At 50.6% G+C, this 9,144-nt stretch carries 6 protein-coding genes; all 6 read left to right on the top strand.

Annotated elements, in window-relative coordinates:
• The coding region (locus B9Z52_RS17920; RefSeq protein WP_158270585.1) for an S-layer family protein at positions 1-2,913 on the top strand (2,913 nt) is incomplete at its 5' end.
• Positions 2,914-2,941: 28 nt separating this feature from the next.
• Positions 2,942-3,637: a SapC family protein gene (locus B9Z52_RS17395; RefSeq protein WP_158270584.1), complete on the top strand. Its 696-nt coding sequence runs from the start codon at positions 2,942-2,944 to the stop codon at positions 3,635-3,637.
• A gap of 12 nt (positions 3,638-3,649) precedes the next feature.
• Positions 3,650-5,125 carry a hypothetical protein gene (locus B9Z52_RS17390; protein ID WP_108415103.1) on the top strand — a complete coding sequence of 492 codons (1,476 nt, stop codon included), beginning with the start codon at positions 3,650-3,652 and terminating at the stop codon, positions 5,123-5,125.
• Positions 5,122-5,697, top strand: coding sequence for a hypothetical protein (locus B9Z52_RS17760; RefSeq protein WP_146182893.1), 576 nt, complete (start codon positions 5,122-5,124; stop codon positions 5,695-5,697). The genes B9Z52_RS17390 and B9Z52_RS17760 overlap by 4 nt, the downstream gene beginning before the upstream one ends.
• On the top strand, positions 5,694-7,667 hold the full coding sequence (locus B9Z52_RS17385) for a POTRA domain-containing protein (RefSeq protein ID WP_108415102.1): 1,974 nt from the start codon (positions 5,694-5,696) through the stop codon (positions 7,665-7,667). The genes B9Z52_RS17760 and B9Z52_RS17385 overlap by 4 nt, the downstream gene beginning before the upstream one ends.
• Before the next feature lie 128 nt (positions 7,668-7,795).
• A partial coding sequence (locus B9Z52_RS17380; protein WP_108415101.1) for an IS5 family transposase occupies positions 7,796-9,144 on the top strand: 1,349 nt, incomplete at its 3' end.

Raw genomic sequence — 9,144 nt, 5'->3', positions numbered from 1 at the left:
GTGACCAACCTGGGCACGACCAATGTGAACGGCACGTTGACTGCAACGACCGGCAACATCGGCACGGTCAATGCGAACGTGGCGACGGTGGCAGGCAACTTGAGTGCAGGCAACATCTCCACAGTCGGCACCTTGAACGCAGGCGCAACGACCTTGGCCAGCGCGAACGTGACGGGTGGCTTGAACGTGGTGGGTGCAACGACCACAGCGGGCTTGACCAACACAGGCAACCTGACCAGCACAGGCACAACGCAGTTCAACGGCGCGACGACAGCGAACGGCAGCTTGACCACAACAGGCGCAGCGGTGTTCAACAGCACCGTTCAAGCGAACGGTCTGGTGACAGCGAACGCAGGCGTGACGGTGGCCAACGGCAATTTGGCCGTGAGCGCAGGCAACCTGACGGTGTCTGGCACAGGCACGGTCAACGGCACGGTGACTGCGGGTAACTTGACAACGGCAGGTACCTTGAACGCCAACGGCGCGACGACACTGGGCGACACTTTGAGCGTGACGGGTCAGTCGACACTGGCTAACTTGAACGCTGCAGTGACCAACCTGGGCACGACCAATGTGAACGGCACGTTGACTGCAACGACCGGCAACATCGGCACGGTCAATGCGAACGTGGCGACGGTGGCAGGCAACTTGAGTGCAGGCAACATCTCCACAGTTGGCACCTTGAACGCAGGCGCAACGACATTGTCCAGCGCCACAGTGACGGGTAACCTGAGTGCAGGCAACATCAGCACGGCAGGCGCATTGAACGTGAACGGTACGTTGACCGCGACGACGGGCAACATAGCGACAGTGAACGCGACGAACGTGAACAGCACGAACGTCAGCGCCACGAACGTGAATGCAACAGGAACAGTGACGGCGGCGGCAGGCAACATCACATCGTTGACCGCAACGACGGGCAACATCGGCACGGTCAATGCGAACGTGGCGACGGTGGCAGGCAACTTGAGTGCAGGCAACATCAGCACGGCGGGCACATTGGGTGTGACCGGTCAAACCACCTTGGGTGCTTTGACAGCTGGCACCACCACATTGGCCAGCGCCAACGTGACGGCTAACCTGAACGCAGGCAACATCAGCACAGCGGGTACCTTGAACGCCAACGGTGCCACGACACTGGGCGACACTTTGAGTGTGACGGGCCAGTCGAACTTGAACAGTCTGAACGCGACGGTGACCAACCTGGGCACGACCAATGTGAACGGCACGTTGACAGCAACGACCGGCAACATCGGCACGGTCAATGCGAACGTGGCGACGGTGGCAGGCAACTTGAGTGCAGGCAACATCTCCACAGTTGGCACCTTGAACGCAGGCGCCACGACATTGTCCAGCGCCACAGTGACGGGCAACCTGGTTGCAGGCAACATCAGCACGGCAGGCGCATTGAACGTGAACGGTACGTTGACCGCGACGACGGGCAACATAGCGACAGTGAACGCGACGAACGTGAACAGCACGAACGTCAGCGCCACGAACGTGAATGCAACAGGAACAGTGACGGCGGCGGCAGGCAACATCACATCGTTGACCGCAACGACGGGCAACATTGCCACGGTGAACGCCACGAACGTGACCGCGTCTAACACCGTGACGGCTGCCACTGGCAACTTGACGACAGTGAACGCAACAACGTTGACAGCAACGACGGGCAACATTGCCACGGTGAACGCCACGAACGTGACCGCGTCTAACACCGTGACGGCTGCCACTGGCAACTTGACGACAGTGAACGCAACAACGTTGACAGCAACGACCGGCAACATCGGCACGGTCAATGCGAACGTGGCGACGGTGGCAGGCAACTTGAGTGCAGGCAACATCTCCACAGTTGGCACCTTGAACGCAGGCGCCACGACATTGTCCAGCGCCACAGTGACGGGTAACCTGAGTGCAGGCAACATCAGCACGGCAGGCGCATTGAACGTGAACGGTACGTTGACCGCGACGACGGGCAACATAGCGACAGTGAACGCCACGAACGTGACCGCGTCTAACACCGTGACGGCTGCCACCGGCAACCTGACGACTGTTAATGCCACCACTGGCAACATTGCCACGGTGAACGCCACGAACGTGACTGCGTCCAACACTGTGACGGCTGCCACTGGCAACTTGACGACAGTGAACGCAACAACGTTGACAGCAACGACGGGCAACATTGCCACGGTGAACGCCACGAACGTGACCGCGTCTAACACCGTGACGGCTGCCACCGGCAACCTGACGACTGTTAATGCCACCACTGGCAACATTGCCACGGTGAACGCCACGAACGTGACCGCGTCCAACACTGTGACGGCTGCCACTGGCAACTTGACGACAGTGAACGCAACAACGTTGACAGCAACGACCAGCAACATCGGCACGGTCAATGCGAACGTGGCGACGGTGGCAGGCAACCTGACTGCAGGCAACATCTCCACAGTTGGCACCTTGAACGCAGGCGCAACGACATTGTCCAGCGCGACAGTGACTGGTAACCTGAGTGCAGGCAACATTGCAACGGGCGGTACATTGAGTGCTAACGGTGCAACGACACTGGGTGGTAATTTGTCTGTGACTGGGAACACCACTGTTACTGGACTGACAGCAAATGGAAACGTATCAGTCATCGGCGACGTCAATGCCACTGGAGGTGTTGTCGCATCGAAAGTGGGCATCCTTACGCCGGGTTATGGGACGGGTACAACTGATATCTTGACTTACAACAGTCAAACTTCCACGGTGACCATGGCTTCTGTTGTCGATGTTGCTAATGCAAAGGTCAGCAGCACAGTGACAACACCGGGAACGGTTGGTGGGGTTGCAACTGATGTGAATACATTGAATCAAAGCAATGCATCAAATGCGTTCTTGAGCTTCTTCCGTAAGTTATTCGGATCGAATTGATTACAACAAAATTTAAAAAGGGATTATTTTGGAACTGGGTATCTATCAAGAAGTGGAGCTGCTCTCGTCGGAAGTGCACAAGAATGTGCGCGTCCGCGAGGTAAGAAGCGCTGATTACGCTAAAAACGTAACCGATTCGCTGATCACAGTGGACGAGTTCTATGCTGCTGCACGTTCGCAGCCGATTGTGTTCGCCAAGGGCGAAGATGGTCAGGTGTTCGCGGCAGTGGTCCTGGGTTTGGGGCGTAAATCAAGTTGGTTTGTTGGCGCTGACGACATGTGGAAAGCGGGTGAGTACATGCCCGCTTTTCTGCGACGCTATCCGTTTGTTTTTGTTAAAGACAAGGAAACTAACTATTTGGCGATCGACAAAGTTAGTCCAGCCTTTAATGAAGAGGAGGGGGAAGCCTTATTTACTTCAGATGGTTTTCCATCGAAGTACACCAAACGGGTATTGAGTTTTATGCAGGCATTTGAAGCTGCACATGCTAAAACACAGGCTTTTTGTGCGGAACTTGATAGGTTGAAATTGCTGGAAACAATCACGATTAACAAATGGGTGGGTTTTCAGGCACCGATGTTGAAAAATATCAAACGCGTCAATGAGTCACGTCTTGATAAGTTGCCGATGAATGAATTGCAACAGCTGGTGGAAAAGGGTTATTACAAGCTTATCGTGGCCCATTTGATTTCTTTGGGCAACATTGATCGCATCTCTAAATAGGCAGTCCCTATCATGTATCCTCTTATCAGTTTATTAAAAACGCGCTTGCTTGCTGTTCTTGCGCTTGCCACCTCTTTGGTCTTGGTTGGGTGTGGCGGCGGTGGCGGTGGCGGTGGCGGTGGCACTGGCGGTAGTGGTTTTACTAGGCTGAAGGTAGAGGATGCGAATATTTATGGCGCATTGGTCCAAGATAAAAATGGAGTGATAGGCGTCTCAATAGCTAACGGAATTTATGAATTTAGAAATGCCAATGGCGTTCCTATGGTGCCAACGCTGCCAATCACCATTAAAAGTCAGAACTGGATTGTTAAGGGTAAAGTCAATGTGATCAATGTAAGTAATGCTTGGTATTCAACTAAGCCTGCTGAAATTGATATGCCTCTGACCTTCCAGGATCTTGATAATGACGGACGGTATACACCAGCAGTTGATATTCCTTATAATGGCGAATTTGTCTTAAATTATGCGCCAAGCGGCACGAGTCTGATCTACGCAAATCCTGTTGCAGCGCTCATTCCTGCAAACTGGAATGGTGTTGATGCTATTGCCGGTCTTTCTAAAGACATTCTTCAAGCTGCAACCTCCTCAGGTATCAAGACCTCAAATAACGCTGATCTTAATAAAGTCACTAGTTTGCTAGTAGCACTTACTGAAGCGTTGGTTTTGACGGGGCAACCAAATGTGAATTCGATTTTTACTGAGATTGCAAATAACACTGCAACTATTAATTTGCTTGATCTTACATCAAGTAGCGCATTGCCTAATTTGGTCAATAACATCTACCCGGGAACTGGCATGTTAGTTACTAACTTGCAGGATATACTGAATAAAAATTCTTTGAGCAATCCTGAAGCACTCGTGAAAGCTGTTCAAAATGCTATTGCGATTGATAATTTGACTGATTTGGGGAATATAACATCGGAAGTGCTTATAGCCGATTCAATTATTTCAACTGCGAAAAGTAATGTTGCATTGGGAAATACCCTTGCAGATAAAATATCAAGTCTGCGAATTGTTCCATTTTGCGACTTGCCTGGTTCTGGTTGTGATTCATTCACTTATGATCCGTGGAAAGTATTTGGTAGGTTGACAAATTTCTCTATTTCGCTTGACAGTAATAGTGGCACCATCAACTTGGTTGGTGGAAGTGATTGGTTTTTAGGTTGGTTTGGTGCTAATAGTATTGCATTGCCTTATTCAAGCACCAGTAGTATCAGTAGCAGCCAACCTTCTTGGTCTTATACACACAATTCTGCGAGTGCTGAAATATTAATAAACCAGACACTTATTTTGCCTGGAGATTTAAATCCGACTCCTGGTAATTTTCTTAAAATATGTTCCTCTCAAAATACGTGCATTCCTTATTTTTTGGCAACTGATGTAGGTATTTGTTCATTGGTTAAATCTTTTTCTCCGCCAACAGATAATCAGTTGCTCGCTCAAATAAATTTGCTTCAATCAGCAAGCCACCAAGTGAGCTGTCCATGATATTCAACCGATTAATTCAGTTGGGTATCATTTTCGCTGCACTGGGATCGTCTGTACAAGCACAGACTCAAAGTGAATTTTCGGAAGATATTAAGTTCCGAGTTAGCAATCTACGGTTGGTGCCCTTTTGTGACTTGGTAAACAACACCAATGCTGCTTGTGATTCTAATATTGCGGAGCTGCGTGTTGCTTTCGGTAGACTTCATGGATTTTCTTTGGAGCTTCAGCCCAGCGGCTCTATGATCATGAATGGGCAAGGCACATTGTTTGAGGATTTTCCTAATAGTGCTCCATGGAAATTGACTTACTCATCTGAATTCAAGCGTTGGACTTACAAGCCTCTGGCAGATGGACCCCGAGCGGAGGTTTTGATCGATACCAAAGTTTTTGAAGGACTGCCATCTGGCAATTTCTTGCGATTATGTTCTAGTACTGATCAGTGTGTACCTTACTTTCTGTCAACGGCCAAAGGTGTCTGTGCTTTGGTATCGAATGGTCAAAATATAGACCACGCTTTACTGTCAAGTATCAATAAACTACAAGCTTCTAACCGGCAAGTTACCTGTCCATGAAAATCAAGCTCTTCGCCTTGTTAGGCCTGTTAGGCGTGCTCACAACGAGTGCGCACGCACAAACAGCCCTGCCATTAAACCAACCTGGCCGTTTGAGCGATTATGAAGATCCTCTAAAGCGTTCGGGTCAACTTCGTGATGGCTCTATGAACTCAGGTACAGTTCTAGACAAAATACAGCTTGATGAGAGTGCTAAGCCTAAGCCTGAAAATCAAGCAGGTGCTTTAAAATTCGTGCTCAACAGTTTGAAAGTGATTGGTAACTCTGCGCTTGACGAAAAGTTAATTGCAGAGCAAGTGCGTTCGTACATAGGTAGTCCCATCACTGGACCTGACTTGCAAGATATGGCTGCGCGCATAACCCGTCTTTATGCTGAACGAGGTTTCTTGACTTCACGCTGTGTTGTGCCAGCTCAAAAGGTTGATGATGGCAATGTAGTCTTGCAGATTGAAGAAGACCGTTTGGGGGCAGTGCAGTTGGCTGGGTTGACCAGCTACCGTTTTGATCCACGATTTTTCATTGATCAGGTTAATGATTTACGCGGTAAGGTAATTAATGTTCCAGAATTGGATGAGCGCTTGCGATTGGTTGCACGAATACCTGGCGCGCGCGTCAAGCCTACATTAAAAAAAACATCTTTTGGTATTACGGATTTGGTGTTGGAGCTATCTGATATTGACAATCTGGGTACGATTAGTTTTTCAAACGACGGCAGCAAGTTGACATCTGTTAATCGAATGTCAGTGGCTAAAACATTTAACAACTTGACAGGGGCTGCCGATGTACTGAGCTTGTCTGGAACTACAGCATTGAATTCTCCACAGTTTTTTGGTGGATTTAACGCTTCTTATCAGCGGCCTGTGGGCTCCAGCGGCGGTCGTTTGACCTTCAATCTGTCCAACTTGTATTACAAGCTCGATCCAAAAGCAGTTGGTAATTCGGCGATCCGCTATCAAGGTGATTCTCGAACCTTGGAGTTGCTTTATGAAGAGCCTTTTCGTTTGAATCCCGACTATGGCAACATTGTTTGGTTTGCGGGTGGTGAACACAAAAGCGTAAATGCTTCTACGGTATACAACACACCTTTTGACTATCCGGCAGGTTTCAAATATGTGGATGCGGGTGATCGAATTTTTGCGATGACCAGTGGAGTGCGTTTGGAGCGATTTGATGATTGGTTGGGTTATCGCGGTCGAAGCACAGCATCGTTGAGTTTTAAGCGTGCGTTGCCTGGTACTTTGGGATCTATATCACCAGATTCTGTATCTAATAAATTGGACAATCTCGCTGCAAGTTCCAGTGCCACGATGGCATTGAATTCAGCTCAATCCGCAGCTACGACCGCAGCAACCTTGTTGGCCAGTTCTAACCCTGCTGATTCTGCCTCCTACAATTTGGCTTTGGCGAATTCTTTGAAGGCAGAAGCCAATTTGTCATTGGCACGTTCGAATGCCGAAAAATATGCCACAGTTACAGGTCCTATTGGAGATGTGCGCGGTTTGCAGACCAATTTCACCAAGTTTTACCTGGGTCTATCGAGAGCACAAGGTTTACCGTATTCTTTCTTGCTGGATGGAAGTTTATCGGCCGAGTGGACTTCTGCAAAGCGTGTACCACAGGCTTATGACTTTGTTGGCGCAGATAATGGCCCGTCTGGTTTTAAATTGAACTCATTACTCAGCCGACCGATCAATGATTCAGGCTTTGTTGGTGGTGTTGGTTGGACTTATTTGAGGGCGTACAGCTACTATCGCGATGCATCTGGGGGTGGTTCGCCCGCTTGTTCAAAAAGCCCAGGCGTTTATTCTGCGACTTCGATTGACAAAAATGTCTGCTCGGACAATTATCCTTACTTTTCTTTGACTTATCGTAGCAAGTTTGTATTTAGTGATTTTACTTATTTGCCTAAATTGGCACCATACGCGCCCAATAATAATAAATTGCGCTTCAATATGGGAATTTATTGGTAATTAGTTGCTCCTAAATAACGCCGTCAACCCACATGGATGCTGGTGATCTGAGGTGATTCCGGATAGTCAGAACTCTCAAATAGATATTCAATGGAGCCTGTTTTCTGGGAGTTTTTGAAAGCAGCGCCATGACCGATGACTTTTTCCGCAACCGCCTGGACCAGATGATCGATTTGCGCCACCCGCTGGCGGTGCTGGCCAACCGCATGCCTTGGCAAGAGATCGAGGCATCCCTTGCCCAGCGCTGGGCGCGCCAAGTCAAGGCTGGCAAGAAGATTGAGGACTTGGATTTATTTGGCCCGGTCTCGGCCGTTGCCAGTGGTGGTGTTTCCAATGCCGGCCGTCCTCGTCTGCCCACCCGTCTGATGGTGGCCCTGCTGTACCTCAAGCATGCGTTCAACGAGAGTGACGAGGACGTGATCCAACGCTGGGGCGAGACACCGACTTGGCAGTACTTTTCTGGCAACGAGTATTTCGAGCACCAATGGCCGTGCGACCGGACACAACTGGGGCGGTTTCGCAAAGCCCTGGGCGAAGAATGCGTAGAAGAACTGTTAGCCCGCACCATGGAAGTGGCGGTCACGCTCAAGCTCATCGCCAAGAAAGAATTGACCCGCGTGATCGTGGACTCTACGGTGCAAGAGAAAGCCGCGGCTCACCCCACCGACAGCAAGTTGCTGGAGACAGCCAGATCAAAGGTGGTTGAAGGCGCCAAGGCTGAGGGCATCGAGCTCAAGCAGACCTACGCCAAAGAAGGCCAACTGCTGGGCTACAAGGCTGGGCGTTACGCCCATGCCCGCCAGTTCAAGCGCATGCGCAAAGTCATCAAGCGTCAGCGCACCATCGTCGGGCGGTTGCAGCGCGAGGTGGCTCGCGAGATGAGTACGCTCAGTCAAGCCATACAAGAAACCTTGGGCCAGACCTTGGACAATGCCAAACGCTTGGTCACGCAGACCGGCAGCCGCAAAGCGGTGGGCAACCGCGCCAAGCTCTACAGCTGGCACGCGCCCGAGGTGGAGTGCATCTCAAAAGGCAAGAGCCGCAACCCGTACGAATTTGGTGTCAAGGTGGGCCTGGCCATGACGCTCAAGGGCAATTTGATCGTGGGCGCCAGGAGCTTTCCAGGCAACCCGTATGACGGTCACACGATGCATGAGCAGATCGAGCAAAGCGCCATCCTGATGCAAGGCTTGGGGGTCAAGCCCGAGGTCGTGTACGCCGACCTGGGCTACCGGGGTGTGGACAAGGACAACCCGGACATCGAGATCAAACACCGGGGCAAAGACAAGCGGCTCACCGATGAGGAGCGCAGGTTGCTCAAACGACGCCAAGCGATCGAGCCAATCATTGGTAAGCAATGGGATGGACGCTCCCACCTACACGGCATCGAAATGTGCCAAAGTGGAGATGCAAATCAACCACTTGAACAGACAGGAGCGTCCGACATGAAGGTTACAACAGTAGGCATCGATCTGGC

The sequence above is a fragment of the Limnohabitans sp. Jir72 genome (assembly GCF_003063575.1).
In the GTDB taxonomy this organism is placed as follows: Bacteria; Pseudomonadota; Gammaproteobacteria; order Burkholderiales; family Burkholderiaceae_C; genus Limnohabitans_A.
Note: the sequence above shows the minus strand (reverse complement) of the source record. Positions and strands in the feature narration are given on the sequence as shown.

Coding starts and splice junctions, on each gene's coding strand:
- B9Z52_RS17760 (WP_146182893.1), top strand. CDS start 5,122: ATGATATTCAACCGATTAATTCAGTTGGGTATCATTTTCGCTGCACTG.
- B9Z52_RS17390 (WP_108415103.1), top strand. CDS start 3,650: ATGTATCCTCTTATCAGTTTATTAAAAACGCGCTTGCTTGCTGTTCTT.
- B9Z52_RS17385 (WP_108415102.1), top strand. CDS start 5,694: ATGAAAATCAAGCTCTTCGCCTTGTTAGGCCTGTTAGGCGTGCTCACA.